This is a genomic window from Limnohabitans sp. WS1 (genome assembly GCF_003063265.1).
GTDB lineage: Bacteria > Pseudomonadota > Gammaproteobacteria > Burkholderiales > Burkholderiaceae_C > Limnohabitans_A.
This window is the reverse complement of the sequence record NZ_NERU01000001.1, coordinates 95,477-112,977: the sequence shown is the minus strand read 5'-3', so window position 1 is coordinate 112,977 and position 17,501 is coordinate 95,477. Positions and strand designations below refer to the sequence as shown.

Below are 17,501 nucleotides of genomic sequence, written 5' to 3'. Positions count from 1 at the left end.
TGCTTGCTGATGGTCGTGGGGGTGGCCATGGTGGTGGCCTACCCGAATTTGCCGGACATTTCCGATCTGGCCGAATACAAACCCAAGTTGCCGCTTCGCGTGCTGACCGCGGACGGTCAGCTGATTGGCGAATTTGGCGAAGAACGCCGCAACCTGACCCCCATCAAGGACATACCCCGCGTCATGAAAGACGCCGTCTTGGCCATTGAAGACAGCCGGTTTTATGAGCACGGGGGCGTGGACTATCTGGGCATTTTGCGAGCGGGCATCGCCAACATTGGACGCGCCAAAAGTCAGGGCGCATCCACCATCACCATGCAGGTCGCACGCAACGTGTACCTGTCATCCGAAAAAACCTTCACCCGCAAAATTTACGAAATTTTGCTGACTTACAAACTCGAACACCTGCTGAGCAAAGACCAAATTCTGGAAATCTACATGAACCAGATTTTCCTGGGCCATCGGGCCTATGGATTTGCGTCCGCCAGCGAAACTTATTTCGGCAAGCCCCTCAAGGACATCACCATTGCCGAAGCGGCCATGCTGGCAGGTTTGCCCAAAGCGCCCTCTGCACTCAACCCGATCAACAACCCCAAACGCGCACGCTCTCGGCAGCTCTACATCATTGAGCGCATGGAAGAAAACGGCTTCATCACGGCATCGCAAGCCTTGCGAGCCAAAGCCGAGCCCCTGAAATTGCGGTCCTCGGGTGACAAGAAAATTTTGCACGCCGAACATGTGGCAGAAACCGTGCGCCAGATGGTTTTTGCCCAATACGGACAAGACACCTACACCCGGGGCTTGAACGTTTACACCACCATCCAATCGGGTGAGCAAATGGCCGCCTACAGGGCCCTGCGCCAAGGCCTCATGGACTTTGAGCGACGTCAAATCTACCGGGGCCCGGAAAAATTCATCGACCTGCCCAGCGACCCCAAAAAGGCCGAAGAGGCCATCGACGATGTTTTGGACGACCATCCAGACAACGGTGACGTCATGTCTGCGGTGGTGCTGGAAGCGTCGGCCAAAAAAGTGGTGGTCATCCGCCAAAACGGTGAACAGATCACCATCACGGGCGATGGACTCAAACCCGTTCAATCGGGTTTGGCCGACAAAGCCCCGGCGGCCAAACAAATCCGCAAAGGTGCGGTCATCCGCATTGTGCAAATGGCCAAAGGGGGCTGGGAGATCACGCAGCTGCCTGAAGTCGAAGGCGCTTTTGTGGCCGTGACCCCACAAAACGGCTCCATTCGGGCGCTGGTGGGTGGCTTTGACTTCACCAAAAACAAGTTCAACCACGTCACCCAAGCTTGGCGTCAACCGGGCTCCAGTTTCAAGCCCTTCATTTACTCTGCGGCCCTCGAAAAAGGGTTCACGCCAGCCACGGTTGTCAACGATGCGCCCTTGTTTTTTGATGGTGGCGTCACCGGTGGCCAACCTTGGGAGCCCAAAAACTACGACGGCACCTTTGACGGCCCCATGAGCTTGCGCAAAGGCTTGGCCAAGTCCAAAAACATGGTGTCCATCCGTGTGCTGCAATCAGTGGGTGCACGCAACGCCCAAGAATGGGTCAGTCGTTTTGGTTTTGATGCCGAAAAGCACCCCCCCTACCTCACCATGGCACTGGGGGCCGGCTCGGTCACCGTGATGCAAATGGCCACGGGCTACTCCGTGTTTGCCAATGGCGGCTACCGTGTACAACCGCACCTGATCACCCGCATCACCGATTACAAAGACCGTATTTTGGTGGACAGCCCACCACAAGCCATCACGCCTGACACGCCCCACGCCATCTCGTCACGCAACGCTTACGTGATGACCAGTTTGCTGCAGGAAGTTACCCGCTCAGGAACGGCGGCCAAAGCACAAGCCACCCTCCATCGCAGCGACATTTACGGCAAAACAGGCACCACCAACGATGCCATGGACGCGTGGTTCGCGGGCTACCATCCACAATTGGCTGCTGTGGTCTGGATTGGGTACGACACCCCCAGAAAGCTGGGCGACCGTGAAACCGGTGGTGGCTTGAGTCTGCCTGTGTGGATCAATTTCATGGAGACAGCCCTGCGCACTTTGCCCCAAGCTGAACCCATGGCTCCCGAGGGCCTGGTGAACATCGGCGGCGAATGGCTTTACGATGAATACGCACGGGGTGGCGGCGTCAACTCACTGGGCACCAATACGGAATCGACCCCCAAAACACCGGCATCCTTGCCACCCGCTGAAGAAAGAAACCGGATTCTCGACCTCTTCAGAAACTGACCCCAGGCCACGGCAAGCCGTCAGGCCTGCCATGGCCCGACATCGGACACCGCCAAAGGGCTTAGACAGCCCTCAAGCGGCAAATTTCAAAGGCAGCCCCGCTTGCTCACTGGCGTAGCGTGACAAGCTGTCCCAAAACTCCCCTTGGCCCTTGGTGTCCATCCACTGAGCGCCATCAAAGCGGTAATGAAAACCGCCGCAACGCGCGGCCAACCACACCTCATGCAGCGGCTTTTGCAGGTTGACCACGATCTGGCTGCGGTTTGGAAAAGTGAGGGTGACCATGCCGCCCACGCGCTGGTTGTCCACATCGGCATCCGTGTCGTCGTTCAGCCGATCGCAAGATTGCTCTATGCCACTCAAAAGGCGCTCGGCTTGGTCCATGAATTCAAGGTCGGTCATTACAATCGCAGGATGTTGAAGGTAATGAAGATTCTAGTCATGCTGCATGTCCTTGTTGGCGGTGCGGCTGTGCTGAGCGCCTGCGGGCAAAAAGGCCCTTTGTTTTTGCCCACTGCACCGGAGTCGGCGGGCCGTGCAAGCTTGCCCCAAAGCTTGAACCCCTGGCACACCGTCACACCCGGACCCTCTGGGCAAGCACCTGCGACATCATCTCCACCTGCCCCCGCCCCGGCCTTGCCAACACCTGCCTCACCTGTGCGCTGAATCAAACTCTGACCGGCCACCACCCCGTCCATCTTCACACTGCCCCACGCCTGCGCCATGAACACCCCCATCAACGCTACTTTGCCCGGCCAACCCCACATCGCTTTTCTGGGCGACCAGCTGCATGTGGAAGGCGTGCGCCTGTCTGAGCTGGCCCGTGAACACGGCACGCCCTTGTTTGTGTACTCCAAAGCCGCCATGCTCTCGGCCTTGGCCGCCTACCAGCGCGGTTTTGCCGGACGTCAGGCGCAAATTTGCTACGCCATGAAGGCCAACTCCAGCCTGGCCATCTTGCAGGTGTTTGCCGATGCCGGTTGCGGCTTTGACATCGTCTCGGGCGGCGAGCTGGCGCGCGTGCTGGCTGCGGGCGGCGACCCGGCCAAGGTGATCTTTTCTGGCGTGGGCAAGACCCGCGCCGAAATGAAGCAGGCCCTTCAAGTGGGCATTGGCTGCTTCAACGTCGAAAGCGAAGCCGAACTCGATGTGCTGAGTGACGTGGCCATGGGCCTGGGCAAACAAGCCCCGGTCAGCCTGCGCGTCAACCCCAATGTGGACCCCAAAACCCACCCCTACATCTCAACCGGCCTCAAAGGCAACAAATTCGGCATCGCCCACGAAGACGCGCTGCGGGCATACCGCCACGCGGCCAGCCTGCCCGGCCTGAAGGTGGTGGGCATCGACTGCCACATCGGCTCGCAAATCACCGACAGCACGCCCTATCTGGACGCCATGGACCGCGTGCTGGACCTGGTGGCCGAGGTCGAATCAGCGGGCATCCCCATCCACCACATCGACTTTGGCGGCGGCCTGGGCATCAACTACAACGGCGACACCCCGCCTGAGGCCGATGCGCTGTGGGCGCAGCTGCTGGCCAAGCTGGATGCACGCGGCTACGGCCAGCGCCAGCTCATGATCGAACCCGGCCGCTCACTGGTGGGCAATGCGGGCGTTTGCCTGACCGAAGTGCTGTATCTGAAGCCCGGCGAGCAAAAGAACTTTTGCATCGTCGACGCCGCCATGAACGATCTGCCCCGCCCGGCCATGTACCAGGCCTTCCACCAGATCGTGCCGGTGACGCCACGCTCAGGTGATGGCGAAGTCTATGACGTGGTTGGCCCCGTGTGCGAAAGCGGCGACTGGATCGGCCGCGACCGTCAGATGCTGGTGCAAGCGGGTGATGCGCTCGCCGTGCTGTCGGCAGGCGCGTACTGCATGAGCATGGCCAGCAACTACAACACGCGGGGCCGCGCTGCCGAAATCCTGGTCGATGGCACACAGGCCCACCTGATTCGCCAGCGCGAATCGGCGTTTGACACCTTTGCGCTGGAGCAGCTGGTCTGAAATGCCCTGTGCAGCCTGAACCGGCTGTACAGCGTCCGATGGCGCACTCAGGCTCGCCGTGCAAAACGCAGCACGCGCCAGCCCAGCAAAACCGCCAAAATGCCCGCGTAGACCAGCACCTCATCAAAGTCCTGTTTGCCCGCGCGCATCCACCAAAAGTGCATCACGGCCAGCACGGCCACCGCATAAACGCCCCGATGCAGCAGCTGCCAACGCCTACCGCCCAGCCATCGCACAGCACGGTTGAAAGAGGTGGCGGCCAGCGCCAGCAAGATCACAAAGGCACTGAAACCCAGCCAGATGAAGGGGCGCTTGAAGAGGTCTTGCAAGGTGTCGGCCAGGTCAAATCCCATGTCAAACCAGGCGTAGCACAGCAGATGCAGGCTGGCATAAGCAAACACCAGCAAACCCAGCATGCGCCGAAAGCGCAGCAGTTCGGGCCAGCCCAGCCAGGTGCGCAAAGGGCTCACGGCCAACACCACACAGAGGCTGCGCAGGGTCCAATCGCCTGTGGCGCGGATCAAGGCTTCGGCGGGGTTGGGGCCCAACTGGTCTTGCAGCGTCTGCAACACCAGCCAGGCCAGGGGCATCAGCCCTACCCACAGCAGCGCCCACCAGGCCGCAGGGTGGCGCAATGCAGCCCTCATGGTCATCAGAAAAATTTCTTCAAATCCATGCCGGCGTAGAGCTGACCAACCTGCGGCTCATAGCCATTGAACATGAGCGTTTTGCGTTTTTTGGCCAACAGGCCGTCTTCGCCAATCCGGCGTTCGGTGGCCTGGCTCCAGCGGGGGTGGTCCACCAGCGGGTTCACATTGGAATAAAACCCATACTCTTGACGCGCTGCCTTTTCCCACGAAGACACGGGTTGTTTGTCGGTGAATCGGATTTTGACCAGGCTCTTGCCGCTCTTGAAACCGTATTTCCAAGGCACGACCAGGCGCAGCGGTGCGCCGTTTTGCTTGGGCAAGACTTCGCCATACATGCCAAAGGCCAGCAAGGTCAGCGGGTGCATGGCCTCATCCAAGCGCAGGCCTTCCACATAGGGCCAATCCAGCACGCTAGAGCGTAAACCCGGCATGGTCTTGGGGTCGGCCTGTGTGACAAATTCCACAAATTTGGCCCCTGGCAAGGGCTCCACACGCCGAATGAGGTCGGCCAGTGAATAGCCCACCCATGGAATCACCATCGACCAGCCTTCCACGCAGCGCAATCGGTAAATGCGCTCTTCCATGGCTCCCCACTTCATAAGCTCTTCCAGCGAAACACGACCCGGCTTCTTGACCAGGCCCTCGATGTCCACACTCCATGGGTCGGTGATGAGGGTATGGGCACGCTTGGCTGGATCGGCCTTGTCGGTGCCAAATTCGTAAAAGTTGTTGTAGGTGCTGGCATCCTCATACGGAGTGGGTTTCTCCATGGTGTTGGCCCCCAGCACTGCGGACTTGCCGGCGGCAAAAACTGACAACTTGCCAGGCCGCGCCGTTTGCGCATGGGCCTCGCGCTGCCCCCAACCGGCCAGAGCCAGCCCCGCTGTGCCCAGTGCCATGTTTCGCACCACCTCGCGGCGCGAGCGATAAACATCAACTGGTGTGATCTCGCTGGCTACAGGGTGTTGAAAACCGTTATCTGAATTTATGATGAGCATGATCTTGCCGAAGAAATGAAGCGATTGCTTGATTTTGAACGGTATCGTCACCTTGTGCAGCCTACTGCCTCAAAAGCCTTCTGCCCTGACTTTTCCAGTCCATCACTTTCGCCAAACATGAATAATCAAAAACCAACAAGTCAAAAAAATTGAATCTTTATTTCGCTAAAATTGATTTTTAGTTATCCTCTATCCCTATGTCACCTCCTGCCCTCATTGAAGTCGTCGACGATGACGAGGACGTGCGCCGAATGATGGTGATGGTGTTGGAGTCGCATGGCTTCAAGGTCAGAGCCCATGACGGAGGCGCGTCGTATTTGAAATCCTCCAAAGCGAGTGCCCCCCGGGTCATGCTGCTCGATGTGCGCATGCCGCAAATGTCAGGCATTGAACTGCAAATTCGCTTGAGGGAAACGGGCGATGACATTCCCGTGATTTTCATGAGCGGAGAAAGCCTGCCCCATGAAACGCAGGCTGCTCAGCGCTCTGACGCCATCGCCTTCCTGTCCAAGCCTTTTCACACCATGGAGTTGTTGAAGGCCATCGAAGCGGGCCTGGAAAAACAAATTCAGGTCAGCAACAAGCCAACCTGAGTCAAGCCGACTCTGGCATCACAGGGTGCCGTAGCTGTGCAAACCGCTCAGAAACATGTTGACGCCCAAAAAGGCAAATGTGGTGATGCCCAAACCGACCAAGGCCCACCAAGCGGCAACCGTGCCGCGCAAACCCTTCATGAGCCGCATGTGCAGCCACGCTGCATAGTTCAACCAAACGATCAAGGCCCAGGTTTCTTTAGGGTCCCAGCTCCAGTAACCCCCCCAAGCCTCAGCAGCCCACAAAGCCCCCAGCACAGTGGCAATGGTGAAAAAGGCAAAGCCCACGGCGATGGACTTGTACATCACATCGTCCAAGATCTCGAAAGACGGCAAACGCTCAGCAATGCGACGACGCCCAGCCAAAATCCCCGCCACGATCAAGGCCGAAATGCCGAAATACACCATCCAATAGCCGCTGCCCTCCTCGGTTGGTGCCTTGCGAAACACCACCGGCTCAAAGCACAACACAATGCCCAGCACCCACAATGGTGCCAGCTTGTACCAACTTGTTTCGGTCGCCTGTTGTTTGATCAGGTAGGCAAAAGCGACCATCGCCGCCAAGGCGAAGGTGCCATAACCAATGAAGTTCGCGGGCACATGCAGCTTCATCCACCAGCTTTTGAGGGCAGGCACCAAAGGTTGAATGGCGTGCGCCTCACGCACCAAGGTGTACCACAGCAAAAATCCCACGGCGGCGCTGACCACCAGCATGACAAAAGCCCCCAATGCGCGTGTTTTGTATTGGGCTTCGTAATACAGGTAAAAAGCAGCTGTCATCCAGCAAAACATCACGAACACTTCGTACAAGTTGCTGACAGGAATGTGACCAATGTCTGGGCCTAACTGATGGCTTTCGTACCAACGCACCAAGGTGCCAATCAAGGCCAATGCCACGGCCACCCAAGCCATGCGCGACCCCAAGGACTCCAAGGAGTCACTTTGACCGCGGACAAAGACCCCAGCCCAGTAAAAAACGGTGCTGATGAAAAACACCATGCTCATCCACAAGATGGCCGACTGGCTGGACAAAAAGTATTTCAAAAAGAACACCTGCTCAGCCCGAGCCAAATCACCTTGGTACAGGTAAATGGCAAACAAGGACAGGCCGGTCACCACCAGCATCAGCGTGCGCAAGGGCCGCCAGAACCAGGCCAGCCACACCACAGCAGGCCAGCTGAACAACAAAATGGCTTGCTCGTAAACATCCATCGACGGCTGGTAGCGCAAAAATGCAAAGACCGTGCCCAGCAAGGCCAGCAAAGCAAAACCCCAGTCCAGGGCAGAGCGCGTCGAAAAATAACCGGGATTCAAGGTGACAGTGGTCATGATTTTTTCTCGGAACGACCCAACAAGCGGGTGGTCAATTGGTCAAATTCGCGGTCAACATCCATCGTCTTGCGGTTGGATGACAAAGCCATCGTCGCATGGGTGCCATCGCCATGGGGTGACAGCCACACCCACAAGCGTCGGTCACGAACATACAACATTGCAAAAATACCCAAAATCAAAAGGGCACAGCCCAAGTAAACGATCGACTGGCCTGGGGCTCTCGCCACCTGAAAAACGCTGGCTTGGACCTGCTTGAAATCTTTGAGCAAGAAGGTCATGGGTGCTGGATAAAGAGGCGCATCGGACAAAGCCAGCACGGCCTGCGACATGAATCCTTGCACCTTGTCTTCAGGCATCGACTTAGCTCCCGCTTGTTCGCGTGCCACGGCATCGAGCTCAAACAAGGCCCCGTTCAGGATGCGCACAAACATCTCACCCGCCCGGGCACGCTCGTCTTGCGGCACATTGCTTTCCAGGAAATCGGCCAAGGCCTGCAAACCCGAAGACGACTTGCCGTTGACTTTCTCCAAACCAGCAAACAGGCCCAAGGCACGGGCCGCCGAATCGGCCAGTTGCTGGGTCAACTCAGGGCGTTTGGGGTCCACGGCTTTGCTGGCATATCGCTGCACTGCGCGGTTGCGCAACTCGGGCGTGTCCAAAGCCGCCCGCAAGCGAATGAAGCCCAGCAATTCGCCATTCTCATCGGCGGGTGGACGCAAATAGCGGTAGGGCTCGCTGGGCACTTCGCGCATGCCCAGCAAAAACACGGGCACACCATCGCCCGCATCCACCGGCAACATGTAGTTGTTGTACTCGCGAGCTTGGCCAGCGGCGTCACGCAGCTTGTAACTCACACTGGGACCCACGTTCTGCAAAGACTTGGTTTGGGTGGTTTTGTGACCAGCCCCCAGTCGCTGCTCAATCGCACTGCCCAAGTCGACTTTGCGCACATCCACCGCTTGGCCATTGGGTCCTTGACCACCCGACAGGTTTTCCACGTTGATGACACGCAAGCCGGTGAACTCCAGGCTCAATTTTTCAGTCCCGTTGCTCAGATCGGTGCTGCTGCCAATGGTGCCTTCCACCTCAAAGGGGCGGGTCGCCGCTGACATGGGCACGGCTTGCAATTTGACCGTGGAGCCCCCATCGTCAAAACTGGACTGGTAAATGTTGATGCCCTTGAAGCTGGCCGGGTGATTGACCTCGACACGCGCTTCTTGTTTCTCGCCCGTGGCTTTGTCGTGGATGATGATGTCGCTGGCAAACAACTTGGGCATGCCGGTCGAGTAGTACTCCACAATGAACTTTTTGAGCTCAATCACAAAGGGCAGATCCTGCAACAAAATGCCATTGGACTGGTTCAGGATGGCCGTACCCGAGGCCGTGTCTTCAGCCACCAGCAAATTGCCCCGAAAAGCCGGATTGCGTTCAGACAGTCGGTGCTGCGCGGGCACATCGGCAATCAGGCCGCCGCCGTTGTAAATTTCCTTGCCACCAAACCACATCTGGGCACGGACCATCAGGTCGCCGTCCAGCAAGCCCCCGACACACACCAACACAATGGCCGAATGCGCCGCGATGTAGCCGATTTTGTTGGCTGCACCGGCCTTGGCCGCCAACATCCACCCCTTGCCCGCCGGGGTGTCTCGCTCTTGCAGTTTGACTTTCCAGCCCCCCGTGGCCAGCAAGGCCCCTAAACGATGGGCGGCAGCTTGGGGCAACTCGTTGAGCGAGCCTTCGGCCTTGTTGTGAAACGCCTTGAGGCTTTGTTCGCGGATGTTTTCCTTGTAGTTTTTAAGGTCTACCAGGATTTTGGGCGTGTTGCGGGCAATGCACAGGCTGGTGCTGATGACCAAAAAGGCCAGAATCAGCAAAAACCACCAAGCGCTGTAAACCGTGTTGAGCTTGAGGGTGGTGAACACTTCGGCCCAAAAGGGGCCGAACTGGTTGACGTAGTTGTTGCTGGGCTCGTTTTGTTTGAGCACCGTGCCAATCACCGAAGCAATGCAGATGATCGTCAACAAAGAAATGGCAAACCGCATGGACGACAGCAACTCGATCACGGCCTGCCCTCGGGGCGAGCCGCGCTCGGATTCAAGGCGGGGTGCAACAGTCGTCATGGGGTGTATCAAAATGAAGCAGACAAGGAAATGGCGGGACAGAGCCCGCCAAAAACGTTCAAGGCCGGAAAACCGGCCTTGGTGCATGTCATATCAGCCGGTTCTTAATTGTGCCCCAATGATGTGATTCAGGCCCTAAAACCCCCTGAAGTCCACAGGGCAAAAGCGACACACACCCGGGTCATCTCCCGGCAAGAACCTCAGCGCAAACCGGCAATGTAGTCGGACACCGCCTTGATTTCGCGGTCGTTCATCTTGGCGGCCACTTGGGTCATTTGCACATTGTTCTTGCGAACGCCTTCACGGAACTGCACCAACTGCGAAGCGGTGTATTCGGCATGCTGACCCGACAAACGGGGGTATTGCGATGGCATGCCGGCCCCGTTGGGCGAATGGCAGCTGGCGCAAGCGGCGATCTGACGGTCAGGAATGCCGCCACGGTAGATGCGCTCACCCCATGCCACCGTGTCTTTTTCTTTGGCAAAGCCAGGTTTGGCTTGTTTGGAGGCCAGCCAATAACTGATGTTGCGCATGTCGTCGCTGCTCAAACCCGCCACCATGCCGCTCATGACAGCGTTGGCGCGTTTGCCGGATTTGAATTCGGCCAATTGCTTCATCAGGTATTCGGGGTGCTGCTGGGCCAACTTGGGGTTGACCGGTGTGCCAGAGTTGCCGTCGGCTGCGTGACAGGCCACACAAGCAGCTGTGTAAATGGCTTCACCTTTGGCCAAATCGGGCTTGGCAGCTTTGGGTGCCGGGTCGGCGGCCAAAACAGAACCGGCCATCAAAGAGGCCGACAAAACAGTGATCAGGAAAGAGGAAATCGACTTCATGGCGTGATCCAAGAGTTGGCGCAAAACTCAAGGATTCTACAATGAGGTCCGCGTCAGTTTCCTGACGACCTGAGGTATCCCTGATTTATGAGCTCCCGCCCCCACGTTCGCGCCCCCGCCAGAACCCCAGCCAAGCGGTTGGCCGCCCGGACCACCCGTCCCACAGCCCCCTCGGTCAGCGAGGCTGCAGCGAGCACCGACGCCACCTCGCCTGCCGCACCCCACCAGGTCACCCCCATGGGCTGGATGCACACTGCCCGGTTTTTGACCACCGCCGCACAGCTGCACCACCTGCCCGCCATGGACACCCCTGAAATTGCTTTTGTGGGCCGCTCCAACGCCGGCAAGAGCACCTGCATCAACACCTTGACGCAAAAAAAACAGCTGGCTTTTGCCTCCAAAAAGCCAGGGCGCACCCAGCACATCAACCTGTTTGCACTGGGCAAACAGGGCGTCACCGATGCGGTGCTGGCGGATTTGCCCGGCTATGGCTATGCGGCCGTCGCCAAAATGGACAAGCTGCGCTGGCAACAAGTCATGGCCAATTACCTGGTCAGCCGCGAGAACCTCAAAGGCATCGTCATGATGTGCGACCCGCGCCACGGGCTGACCGAACTCGATGACATCTTGCTCGAAGTGATCCGCCCCCGTGTCGAAGAGGGCTTGAAGTTTTTGATCATCCTGACCAAAGCCGACAAACTGACCCGCGCCGAGCAAGCCAAGGCCCTGTCGATTGCGCGACTGCAAGCCGGTGGCGGGGAAGTGAAACTCTTTTCTGCCTTGAAAAAACAAGGCGTGGACGATGTCGCCAAGCTGCTGTGGGACTGGACGCATCCCGCCCAAGGCGAAGTGCTCGCCCCCAAGCCCCCTGCGCCCATCGAAGAAGAACCCGAAGCCCTGGACGAGTGAGGCGGCGCTGGTGACAGCTCTGCATCACCGTCCCTCAAGGAGTGACCTGCAGTGCCCCCAGATTTACAAACTTGGCAGCAAGAGCTGCCCCATGGCATCACGCTCAGTTGTCGCGCTTTTGGCGAGTCGGGTCGTCCGGTGTTGCTGTTTTTGCACGGCTTTCCCGAAGGTGCCTGGGTTTGGGACCCCTTGATGGCGTTCTTTGCTCTGCCTGAAAACGGGAGCTATCGCTGCGTGGCCCCCAATTTGCGGGGCTATGAACGCTCCAGTGCACCACAGGACGTCAAGGCTTACCGCGCCAAACACCTGGTGCAAGACATCTTGGCCCTGATCGCGCACGAATGCGGCTCCGCCCCACTGGCTGCCCTGATCGCCCACGACTGGGGCGGAGCCGTGGCCTGGAACCTGGCCAACCAACAACCCGAGCGCCTGCGCCAGTTGGTCATCATCAACTCGCCCCACCCCGGCCCATTGCTCAAGGCCTTGCAAGACAACCCAGAGCAGCAAGCCGCCAGTGCTTACATGAACTTTTTGGTGCAGGACGATGCCGCCGAACAATTGGCGGCCCATGATTTTGAGCGCCTGTTTGGCTTCTTGGACGGACAAGACCACAGCCTCCAATCCCTCACCGCTCGGCCCAGTCCACCCGACCAAGCCCACTGGCTCAATTCACAGGTTCGGGAGAAATACCGATCCGTTTGGCAGCACGGCCTGCAGGGCGGCCTCAATTACTACCGCGCCTCGCCCCTGCGCCCACCCACGGCCACCGACCCGGGGGCCTCGGCCGTTCAAATACCGCCCGAAGCCATGCGCATCACGGTGCCCACCTTGGTGCTGTGGGCACAAAATGATGTGGCCCTGCTGCCCTGCCTGACCGAAGGTCTGAACGAGCACATCAACGACTTGAAGCTGGTGCCCATCGAGCACGCCACCCACTGGGTGGTGCATGAGCAAACCGCACGCGTGATCGGCGAAATTCAGGCCTTTTTGACGCCGACACCGTCATAAACCCCAGGCTCGCCCTCGGGCCGGGTTTTGAACCGTTTGTGCACCCAGTAATACTGCTCGGGCATGGTGCGGATCAATGACTCCAACGCCTGGTTCATGCGCAAGGTGTCAGCCTGCACATCGCTGCTGGGAAAATCTGCCCAAACCGGTCCGATCTCGGTGCTGTAGCCCGAAGCCGTCATGCGCGTGACCACCGACAGCACCTGCGCCCGGCCCAAGCGGGCAAAGCGCGACAACGAAGGCACAGTGGCCGTTTGCACGCCAAAAAAGGGCACAAACAAGGACTCTTGACGCCCAAAATCCATGTCGGGCAACAAATACAGCTTGTCGCCCTGGCGCAAGCCAGACACGATGGGCTTGACGCCCCCGTGCCTGAAATACAAAGCCACAGCCCCCGAACGGTTGCGCCCATCGCGCACCCAATCGTCCAAAGCCAAAGCGCTTTGGGGCACATAAATGCTGGCCATTCGCACGCCCCCCAGCATGGTGAGCGCGGTACCACCTGCATCCAACCCCACAAAATGCGGCGCCAGCATGACCACCGCCGAATCCCCTTGCAGTGGCGACACGTCGCCCAATACTGTCAAACGCCGACGCAACTGCGCCATCGAGCCATGCCACAACCAAGACCGGTCCAGCAAGGCCTGCATGACCCGAACCACATGCTGGCGAGCCATGCGGGTGCGCTTTGCACCGCTCAAATGCGGAAAACACAGGCCCAAATTGACCTGAACAATGTGTCTTCTTTCGTGCGCCAAGGCATACAGCGCATGGCCCAAAACCCACCCCAAGGCTCGGACCCAAGACAAGGGCAAAGGCGCAAGAAGGCGCATGAACACCAACAGCAACTGCGACATCAAGCCTCCTGGCGAGGGGTTTTGTAACGGGCATAGCCCCACAAATACTGCTGAGGGCAAGCCAAAATCATCGTCTCCATGGCTTGGTTGATCTGCACCACAGCGGCCTCCAGATCGTTTGACAAGGCCTGGTCCAGGGCCTGGGTGTGCAGCCGATAACCCCGCCCCCACGACAAACGCTCCCCCCAAATCAAGACCACTTTGGCCCCGGTTTGCAAAGCCAGACGGGCCGCCAAAGTCATGGTGTAAGCGGGTTTGCCAAAAAACGGCGCCCAAACGCCCATGCCCTCGGGCGGTACTTGGTCGGGCAACAAGCCCACCGCTTGCCCAGCCCGCAAAGCTTTGATCATTTGGCGCACCCCCGACAAATTGGTGGGCACCGCCTGCAAACCCGGGCGGTTTCGGGCCAAGGCCATCACTTCGCCTAAAGCCGCTTGCCTGGCCGGGCGGTAGAGCACCGTCAAAGGCCCATATTGCGCACCAAACCGCGTGGCCAAGGCCTGGGCCGTGATTTCAAAGCAGCCCATGTGGGGCGTGAGAAACAACACCCCTTGCCCCAAAGCATAAGCATCGGCCGCGGCCTGCGCATCGGCCCAAACCACCGAAGGCGTTTGGCCCAGCCACAAACGCGGCAACTCGGCCGACATGCGCCCGGCCTGCCCCACCGCCCCCACCAAGGTGCGCCAACCCAGCCCCGCTTGACGGGCATTGGCCCCCATGCGACGGCGGTAAGTGGGCGAAAAAAGCCAGGCCAGCCAACCGCCCGCCACACCCAGGACATGCAAGGCCCACAAAGGCCAATGTGAAAAAAATCTGAACCAACGAAGCATAAGACCCTGATTTTGCCTTGAACTCCAAAACCCACAGTACCACCGCAACACCGGCCAGGCGCTTACCGGTTTGTGTGATGGGCACTACCTGTTCTGGGAAACCCTGAGACTTCGAGCGCGTTCTACCATGCCAAGACCCTCAAAAAGCCCAAGACACCCAAGCCTATCCAAGCGAGCACCCCACGATGAAAAATCCACACAACCCCCAAAATCCACAAATTTATGTCAGCACCAGCCAAGCGGCCAAAACCCTGGGCTTGTCGGTGGGCACGGTTCAGCGCATGGTGCAAAGCGGGGTCTTCAAGGCCTTCGTCACCCATGGTGGCCATCGCCGCATCCTGTCCGAATCGGTCGTCGACTATTGCAAAGGCCAAGGCTTCAACCTGCTCTACCCCCTGCCCGAGGCGCACCCGGACCGCTCGCTGGTGTGCGTTTTGCACGACGGTGAACACATCTCACAGGCCTTGGACACCTTGGCGCACTGGCCCCACATCAAGGTCATGACCCACCCACTGGACCTGATCGACATCACACAAAATGTGGACGCCTTCTTCATGGACGCCCGGATTCCCTGGCTGCACACCTCGGCCATGCATCTGCAAAACGCCCGCATGCAGCAAGCACACATCGTCATTTACAACTGCACCTGCCTGCCCGACAGCAGCACCTTGCACCAAGCGCCACACCTGAGCTTGTTTGAAGGCGACATCAGCACCGATCTGGTCGACGGGTATTTGCTCAGCCCCCACCATGCACACGAGAGCCGAAAGCCAACCCATTGACGCCTCCCGGAAAACCCTGCCTCTTGAAATGCACCGAAATGGCCTTATCATTAGCACTCGATGGGGATGAGTGCTAACAACACCCCTCTCCTCAGATTTCAGCTGCACCCCTTTGGTGCTTTTGTTTTTCAACCCTTGTTTCAAATCCAGGAGATTCCATGAAACTGCGTCCTTTGGGCGATCGCGTGATCGTCAAGCGTATCGAAAGCGAAACCAAAACAGCCTCGGGCATCGTGATCCCCGACTCGGCTGCTGAAAAGCCCGATCAAGGTGAAGTCCTGGCCGTCGGCCCAGGCAAGACCAACGACAAAGGCGAGACCAAAGCCCTGAGCGTCAAAGTCGGCGACCGCGTGTTGTTCGGCAAGTACAGCGGCCAGACCGTCAAGGTGGCTGGCGACGAGCTGCTGGTCATGAAAGAAGAAGACCTGTTCGCAGTGGTCGAGTGATTTGCGGGACAGACCGAACGACGCGCGAAGCGCCCGTTCGCTCTGTCCTCAACTGATTAATCTGAATTTAGGAGCTTAAAAATGGCAGCAAAAGACGTAATTTTCGGCGGCGAAGCCCGCGCACGCATGGTTGAAGGCGTGAACATTTTGGCCAACGCGGTCAAAGTGACTCTGGGCCCTAAAGGCCGCAACGTGGTTCTGGAGCGCTCTTTTGGCGCCCCCACCGTGACCAAGGACGGTGTGTCCGTGGCCAAGGAAATCGAACTCAAAGACAAGCTGCAAAACATGGGCGCGCAGATGGTCAAGGAAGTGGCTTCCAAGACTTCTGACAACGCGGGTGACGGCACAACGACTGCCACCGTGTTGGCTCAAGCCATCGTGCGCGAAGGCATGAAGTACGTGGCCGCTGGCATGAACCCCATGGACCTGAAGCGCGGCATCGACAAGGCAGTGACTGCTTTGATCGAAGAGCTGAAGAAGGCCACCAAGGCCACCACCACCAGCAAAGAAATCGCCCAAGTCGGCTCCATCTCTGCCAACTCTGACACCAGCATCGGCGAAATCATCGCCAACGCCATGGACAAAGTGGGCAAAGAAGGCGTGATCACTGTGGAAGACGGCAAGAGCCTGAACAACGAACTCGACGTCGTTGAAGGCATGCAGTTCGACCGTGGCTACCTGTCGCCCTACTTCATCAACAACCCCGAAAAGCAAGCTGCTTTGCTGGACAACCCCTTCGTGTTGTTGTTCGACAAGAAGATCAGCAACATCCGCGATCTGCTGCCCACACTGGAAGCCGTGGCCAAAGCTGGCCGTCCTTTGTTGATCATTGCCGAAGAAGTCGAAGGCGAAGCCTTGGCAACTCTGGTAGTGAACACCATCCGTGGCATCTTGAAGGTTGTCGCTGTCAAGGCTCCAGGCTTCGGTGACCGTCGCAAAGCCATGTTGGAAGACATCGCCATCTTGACCGGCGGCAAAGTGATCGCTGAAGAAGTCGGCCTGACTCTCGAAAAAGTGACTTTGGCCGATCTGGGCCAAGCCAAGCGCATCGAAGTGGGCAAGGAAAACACCATCATCATCGACGGCGCTGGCGCTGCTGGTGACATCGAAGCCCGCGTCAAGCAAGTGCGTGTGCAAATCGAAGAAGCCACTTCTGACTACGACCGCGAGAAGCTGCAAGAGCGCGTGGCCAAGTTGGCTGGCGGTGTGGCCGTGATCAAGGTCGGCGCTGCCACCGAAGTCGAGATGAAAGAGAAGAAAGCCCGCGTGGAAGACGCCCTGCACGCCACCCGCGCTGCTGTGGAAGAAGGCATCGTGGCTGGCGGCGGCGTGGCTTTGCTGCGTGCACGTCAGATGGCTGGTGTCATCAAAGGCGACAACGCTGACCAAGACGCCGGCATCAAGCTGGTGTTGAAAGCCATCGAAGCGCCTCTGCGCGAGATCGTGTACAACGCCGGCGGCGAGCCATCGGTGGTGGTCAACGCGGTGTTGGCCGGTACAGGCAACTACGGCTTCAACGCAGCGAACGACACCTACGGCGACATGATCGAAATGGGTATTCTGGATCCTACAAAAGTGACCCGTACTGCTTTGCAGAACGCCGCTTCTGTGGCTTCTTTGATGCTCACAACCGAGTGCATGGTTTCCGAAGCCCCGAAGGACGAGTCCGGCGCTGGCGGCGGCATGCCTGACATGGGCGGCATGGGTGGTATGGGCGGCATGGGCATGTAATTGCCCCGCTGTCTGGACTGAGGGCTTGCGCCCTCACCCGGCCAACCACAAAGCCCCGCAAGGTAAAAGCCTTGCGGGGCTTTTTTTCGTGACGACGGATCAAGGTCTGCGCCGGACGGCAGCTTCCGCCTGGGGGATCGGTG

General features: G+C 58.5%; 17 protein-coding genes. 9 read left to right on the top strand and 8 right to left on the bottom strand.

All coding sequences use genetic code 11. The features are described from left to right. The first annotated feature begins 9 nt into the window (after window positions 1–9). Window positions 10–2,262 carry a penicillin-binding protein 1A gene (locus B9Z48_RS00435; protein ID WP_233261007.1) on the top strand — a complete coding sequence of 751 codons (2,253 nt, stop codon included), beginning with the start codon at window positions 10–12 and terminating at the stop codon, window positions 2,260–2,262. Window positions 2,263–2,334: 72 nt separating this feature from the next. On the opposite strand, the gene cyaY is transcribed toward B9Z48_RS00435, so the two are convergent. Continuing rightward, on the bottom strand, window positions 2,335–2,664 hold the full coding sequence (cyaY, locus tag B9Z48_RS00430) for an iron donor protein CyaY (protein ID WP_108376808.1): 330 nt from the start codon (window positions 2,662–2,664) through the stop codon (window positions 2,335–2,337). 24 nt (window positions 2,665–2,688) lie between these two features. Here cyaY and B9Z48_RS00425 point away from each other — a divergent pair, with 24 nt between their 5' ends. Together B9Z48_RS00425 and lysA are read left to right on the top strand one after the other, a co-directional pair. Continuing rightward, window positions 2,689–2,928, top strand: a complete 240-nt coding sequence (locus tag B9Z48_RS00425; protein WP_233260969.1) for a lipoprotein — start codon at window positions 2,689–2,691, stop codon at window positions 2,926–2,928. 57 nt (window positions 2,929–2,985) lie between these two features. Further along, window positions 2,986–4,269 (top strand): diaminopimelate decarboxylase, encoded by a 1,284-nt coding sequence (gene lysA, locus B9Z48_RS00420; RefSeq protein ID WP_108376806.1) that lies wholly within the window; start codon window positions 2,986–2,988, stop codon window positions 4,267–4,269. A gap of 47 nt (window positions 4,270–4,316) precedes the next feature. Here the strand turns inward: lysA and B9Z48_RS00415 are convergent, their stop codons facing one another. Together B9Z48_RS00415 and msrP are read right to left on the bottom strand one after the other, a co-directional pair. Next, complete coding sequence (locus B9Z48_RS00415) at window positions 4,317–4,916, bottom strand: sulfite oxidase heme-binding subunit YedZ (RefSeq protein ID WP_108377151.1); 600 nt, start codon at window positions 4,914–4,916, stop codon at window positions 4,317–4,319. Window positions 4,917–4,921: 5 nt separating this feature from the next. Then, window positions 4,922–5,917 (bottom strand): protein-methionine-sulfoxide reductase catalytic subunit MsrP, encoded by a 996-nt coding sequence (gene msrP / locus B9Z48_RS00410; protein WP_108377150.1) that lies wholly within the window; start codon window positions 5,915–5,917, stop codon window positions 4,922–4,924. 197 nt (window positions 5,918–6,114) lie between these two features. Here msrP and B9Z48_RS00405 point away from each other — a divergent pair, with 197 nt between their 5' ends. Then, the gene (locus tag B9Z48_RS00405) at window positions 6,115–6,510 is read left to right on the top strand and encodes a response regulator transcription factor (protein WP_108376805.1); all 396 of its coding nucleotides are present in this window, start codon (window positions 6,115–6,117) and stop codon (window positions 6,508–6,510) included. Between the two features lie 18 nt (window positions 6,511–6,528). Here the strand turns inward: B9Z48_RS00405 and ccsB are convergent, their stop codons facing one another. The 3 genes from ccsB to B9Z48_RS00390 all read right to left on the bottom strand — a co-directional run bounded on the left by ccsB (window position 6,529) and on the right by B9Z48_RS00390 (window position 10,795). Continuing rightward, a complete protein-coding gene (gene ccsB / locus B9Z48_RS00400; RefSeq protein WP_089953445.1) occupies window positions 6,529–7,839 on the bottom strand; it encodes a c-type cytochrome biogenesis protein CcsB in 1,311 nt (436 codons plus the stop codon). Next, complete coding sequence (locus B9Z48_RS00395; protein WP_108376804.1) at window positions 7,836–9,962, bottom strand: cytochrome c biogenesis protein ResB; 2,127 nt, start codon at window positions 9,960–9,962, stop codon at window positions 7,836–7,838. The genes ccsB and B9Z48_RS00395 overlap by 4 nt, the downstream gene beginning before the upstream one ends. A gap of 200 nt (window positions 9,963–10,162) precedes the next feature. After that, complete coding sequence (locus B9Z48_RS00390; protein ID WP_089953449.1) at window positions 10,163–10,795, bottom strand: cytochrome c; 633 nt, start codon at window positions 10,793–10,795, stop codon at window positions 10,163–10,165. Window positions 10,796–11,032: 237 nt separating this feature from the next. Here B9Z48_RS00390 and yihA point away from each other — a divergent pair, with 237 nt between their 5' ends. Together yihA and B9Z48_RS00380 are read left to right on the top strand one after the other, a co-directional pair. Continuing rightward, window positions 11,033–11,704 carry a ribosome biogenesis GTP-binding protein YihA/YsxC gene (gene yihA / locus B9Z48_RS00385; RefSeq protein WP_108377149.1) on the top strand — a complete coding sequence of 224 codons (672 nt, stop codon included), beginning with the start codon at window positions 11,033–11,035 and terminating at the stop codon, window positions 11,702–11,704. Window positions 11,705–11,755: 51 nt separating this feature from the next. Next, a complete protein-coding gene (locus B9Z48_RS00380) occupies window positions 11,756–12,712 on the top strand; it encodes an alpha/beta fold hydrolase (protein WP_108376803.1) in 957 nt (318 codons plus the stop codon). On the opposite strand, the gene B9Z48_RS00375 is transcribed toward B9Z48_RS00380, so the two are convergent. Together B9Z48_RS00375 and B9Z48_RS00370 are read right to left on the bottom strand one after the other, a co-directional pair. Continuing rightward, complete coding sequence (locus B9Z48_RS00375; RefSeq protein ID WP_228769091.1) at window positions 12,682–13,569, bottom strand: lipid A biosynthesis acyltransferase; 888 nt, start codon at window positions 13,567–13,569, stop codon at window positions 12,682–12,684. The genes B9Z48_RS00380 and B9Z48_RS00375 overlap by 31 nt on opposite strands. Continuing rightward, window positions 13,569–14,399, bottom strand: coding sequence for a lysophospholipid acyltransferase family protein (locus tag B9Z48_RS00370; protein ID WP_108376802.1), 831 nt, complete (start codon window positions 14,397–14,399; stop codon window positions 13,569–13,571). The genes B9Z48_RS00375 and B9Z48_RS00370 overlap by 1 nt, the downstream gene beginning before the upstream one ends. Window positions 14,400–14,584: 185 nt before the next feature. Between B9Z48_RS00370 and B9Z48_RS00365 the strand changes: the two genes are divergently transcribed. The 3 genes from B9Z48_RS00365 to groL all read left to right on the top strand — a co-directional run bounded on the left by B9Z48_RS00365 (window position 14,585) and on the right by groL (window position 17,358). Next, window positions 14,585–15,181 carry a helix-turn-helix domain-containing protein gene (locus B9Z48_RS00365; RefSeq protein WP_108376801.1) on the top strand — a complete coding sequence of 199 codons (597 nt, stop codon included), beginning with the start codon at window positions 14,585–14,587 and terminating at the stop codon, window positions 15,179–15,181. Between the two features lie 158 nt (window positions 15,182–15,339). Further along, window positions 15,340–15,627, top strand: coding sequence for a co-chaperone GroES (gene groES / locus B9Z48_RS00360; RefSeq protein ID WP_089953461.1), 288 nt, complete (start codon window positions 15,340–15,342; stop codon window positions 15,625–15,627). An 81-nt stretch (window positions 15,628–15,708) separates the two neighbouring features. Next, complete coding sequence (groL, locus tag B9Z48_RS00355; RefSeq protein ID WP_089953464.1) at window positions 15,709–17,358, top strand: chaperonin GroEL; 1,650 nt, start codon at window positions 15,709–15,711, stop codon at window positions 17,356–17,358. Window positions 17,359–17,501 lie beyond the last annotated feature (143 nt).

What these genes read in the sequence shown, in the direction of transcription:
- B9Z48_RS00390 (WP_089953449.1), bottom strand. Translation starts at nt 10,795, where the DNA reads ATGAAGTCGATTTCCTCTTTCCTGATCACTGTTTTGTCGGCCTCTTTG.
- groL (WP_089953464.1), top strand. Translation starts at nt 15,709, where the DNA reads ATGGCAGCAAAAGACGTAATTTTCGGCGGCGAAGCCCGCGCACGCATG.
- ccsB (WP_089953445.1), bottom strand. Translation starts at nt 7,839, where the DNA reads ATGACCACTGTCACCTTGAATCCCGGTTATTTTTCGACGCGCTCTGCC.
- cyaY (WP_108376808.1), bottom strand. Translation starts at nt 2,664, where the DNA reads ATGACCGACCTTGAATTCATGGACCAAGCCGAGCGCCTTTTGAGTGGC.
- B9Z48_RS00405 (WP_108376805.1), top strand. Translation starts at nt 6,115, where the DNA reads ATGTCACCTCCTGCCCTCATTGAAGTCGTCGACGATGACGAGGACGTG.
- msrP (WP_108377150.1), bottom strand. Translation starts at nt 5,917, where the DNA reads ATGCTCATCATAAATTCAGATAACGGTTTTCAACACCCTGTAGCCAGC.
- B9Z48_RS00425 (WP_233260969.1), top strand. Translation starts at nt 2,689, where the DNA reads ATGAAGATTCTAGTCATGCTGCATGTCCTTGTTGGCGGTGCGGCTGTG.
- B9Z48_RS00415 (WP_108377151.1), bottom strand. Translation starts at nt 4,916, where the DNA reads ATGAGGGCTGCATTGCGCCACCCTGCGGCCTGGTGGGCGCTGCTGTGG.
- groES (WP_089953461.1), top strand. Translation starts at nt 15,340, where the DNA reads ATGAAACTGCGTCCTTTGGGCGATCGCGTGATCGTCAAGCGTATCGAA.
- lysA (WP_108376806.1), top strand. Translation starts at nt 2,986, where the DNA reads ATGAACACCCCCATCAACGCTACTTTGCCCGGCCAACCCCACATCGCT.
- yihA (WP_108377149.1), top strand. Translation starts at nt 11,033, where the DNA reads ATGGGCTGGATGCACACTGCCCGGTTTTTGACCACCGCCGCACAGCTG.
- B9Z48_RS00365 (WP_108376801.1), top strand. Translation starts at nt 14,585, where the DNA reads ATGAAAAATCCACACAACCCCCAAAATCCACAAATTTATGTCAGCACC.
- B9Z48_RS00395 (WP_108376804.1), bottom strand. Translation starts at nt 9,962, where the DNA reads ATGACGACTGTTGCACCCCGCCTTGAATCCGAGCGCGGCTCGCCCCGA.
- B9Z48_RS00435 (WP_233261007.1), top strand. Translation starts at nt 10, where the DNA reads ATGGTCGTGGGGGTGGCCATGGTGGTGGCCTACCCGAATTTGCCGGAC.
- B9Z48_RS00370 (WP_108376802.1), bottom strand. Translation starts at nt 14,399, where the DNA reads ATGCTTCGTTGGTTCAGATTTTTTTCACATTGGCCTTTGTGGGCCTTG.
- B9Z48_RS00375 (WP_228769091.1), bottom strand. Translation starts at nt 13,569, where the DNA reads ATGTCGCAGTTGCTGTTGGTGTTCATGCGCCTTCTTGCGCCTTTGCCC.